The sequence below is a fragment of the Thauera sp. 2A1 genome, from assembly GCF_009469595.2.
Taxonomy (GTDB): domain Bacteria; phylum Pseudomonadota; class Gammaproteobacteria; order Burkholderiales; family Rhodocyclaceae; genus Thauera.
On record NZ_SSXV01000108.1, the window covers coordinates 1 to 1,445 of the forward strand.

A 1,445-nucleotide genomic window follows, 5' to 3' on the forward strand; every position below is an offset into this window, starting at 1 on the left:
ATACTGTAATGGTTTCATCATACTTACTAATGATCTAGGCTTACTATTAGTATTGTTATACACTACACCAGTGTAAGGCAATTTCTGTGAATTAGGATTATCAGCAGATATATGTTGATATTCAATAGGCTGAATTCCTATGTACATATCATCACCGATTCTATATCCTTCCCATACTTCAATAATCCAATCCCATTCTACAGATTGTTCCGTATCTGTTACTTTATAATCTTCATCTACTTGAAACTCTTCAACTTCTCCAGTTTCTGGATTTAGTAAAGTAACAAATCCTATCTTTTTGAAAGACTTCCAACAGCAATGATATACTACTATATGATCTATATCAAATGGATTATCTGTAAAACTATTAATCTTGTGCAGTTTAATAGATTCATAATCTATACTAGTCTTTCTTATCTCTGGATTATTACCTGCTCCAGGTCTTTGATCAATAAGTTCTAGTAGTTCATTCAGTTGTCTTTCAGACATTTTATCATAGAACCTGTCGTATATTTCAGTAGCAGACATGATCATCTTTCTACGACACCAAGCAGCATCATCTATGAATTCTAAGTCTAAAGAATGTTCATAATCAAAATACATAGGGTTCACTCTTTCTACATAAGGATCTCCATTGATTACACCTATGTAATATATTTCTTCTCCACCTATTAAAGCATCTTTCCAGCCTTTATAGAATTCATGAGTAAGATTTAATTTTCTCTTGAGGAATTGTAATGCATGATAAGCTTCAGTTTCTGCTATATCTTTATAATCTTTCTGTACATACTTAGCTATAGCTTCCGGAGTCTATATTTCTCCTGTAGCTAATGCTTGTTCATATCTAGCTGCTTGTTCTGGGCTTAACTTACTTGCTATAGTAGCTTGAATATAATCCATTAGCATTTCTTTAGCTTTTTCCTATAGTTCACTAGCAGCTATATCACTTGTACGTTGTGGATAAAAATTAAAAGGTCTTTTGGTTTCTTCACCAAGTAACTGATCTACATATGGTTTAATAATATTATAATCCTATGCCATAGCAGGAAATCCATCATCTTGTTTAAATGGATTAGTTACATATTTAAGATCCTTTTCATTATATATACTATTGTATAAATCATAGTAAGTCTACATCTCGTCAGATCTAGATCTACCATTACCACCAAATCCTGAATCTCCAGCGCCTACTACATAATCTACGCAGGCTTCTTTCCAGGCTTGTGTCTTTTTTGACATTGGTAGTTTCTGTGCAGGGAAACTTTTAGTATTCTTCATAGTTAAAATGTATATACATTATCGTCATTAGAAAATACTCTAGGAGTATCATCGTTAAACCAACTCTGCGCAAAAATTGGTCCATCAAAGAGCATCTTCTATTTATTTTCTTTTTCTTTCTTTTTAACAACTACATTATATAGTTGTTCTCTATATATCATAACCTA

1 protein-coding gene is annotated in these 1,445 nt (G+C 32.0%); it reads right to left on the reverse strand.

Annotated features, from left to right (window positions below):
• The coding region (locus tag GH664_RS22720; RefSeq protein WP_153170309.1) for a hypothetical protein at positions 1-603 on the reverse strand (603 nt) is incomplete at its 3' end.
• Positions 604-1,445: the final 842 nt, after the last annotated feature.